Raw genomic sequence first — 545 nt, forward strand, 5'->3', positions numbered from 1 at the left:
CGCTGTCGGGCGGTGAGCGGCGGCGCGTGGAAATCGCCCGCGCACTCGCCCTGCAGCCCGCCTTCTTGCTGCTCGACGAGCCGTTCACAGGGATTGACCCCAAGACTATCGAGGAGCTGCAGGAGATTATTCTCGGCTTGCGCCAGCGCAATATCGGCGTGCTGATTACCGACCACAATGTGAGCGCGACGCTGCGCATCACAGACCGCAGCTACATTCTGGCGGACGGCGTGATTGTGGCGCAGGGCGCGCCCGAAGAGGTTATCACGGACCCGCTGGCGCGCAAGTACTACTTTGGGGAGAGTTTCGAGCTATAACCCCAACAGTCGCAGCAGGTTCTCCAGATAGCGCACGCTGAGGTCGGTCATACGCACGCTGATTCCGAGCAGTCCGGGCAGGCTTGCGCCGAGCGCGACGATTCCGACGGCGATTTTCGCGGGCATCCCAATCAGCCACACGGGAATCTGGGGCACGGCGCGGGACACCGCCGCCATCGCGCCGTCCACCACGAGCAGCACGCCCCCCGCCGGCGCGGCAATCTGCAC

General features: G+C 65.1%; 2 protein-coding genes. One reads left to right on the plus strand and one right to left on the minus strand.

Translation table 11 applies throughout. The features are described from left to right. Positions 1 to 317, plus strand: a 317-nt coding sequence (locus NZM05_12705; GenBank protein MCS7014475.1) for an ATP-binding cassette domain-containing protein, incomplete at its 5' end; no start/stop codon positions are given. Here NZM05_12705 and NZM05_12710 read toward each other — a convergent pair. Further along, positions 312 to 545 (minus strand): flagellar biosynthetic protein FliR (locus NZM05_12710; GenBank protein ID MCS7014476.1); only part of this gene is annotated, 234 nt, incomplete at its 5' end. The two genes, NZM05_12705 and NZM05_12710, sit on opposite strands and share 6 nt — an antisense overlap.

The organism is Chloroherpetonaceae bacterium, from assembly GCA_025056565.1.
In the GTDB taxonomy this organism is placed as follows: Bacteria; Bacteroidota; Chlorobiia; order Chlorobiales; family Thermochlorobacteraceae; genus Thermochlorobacter.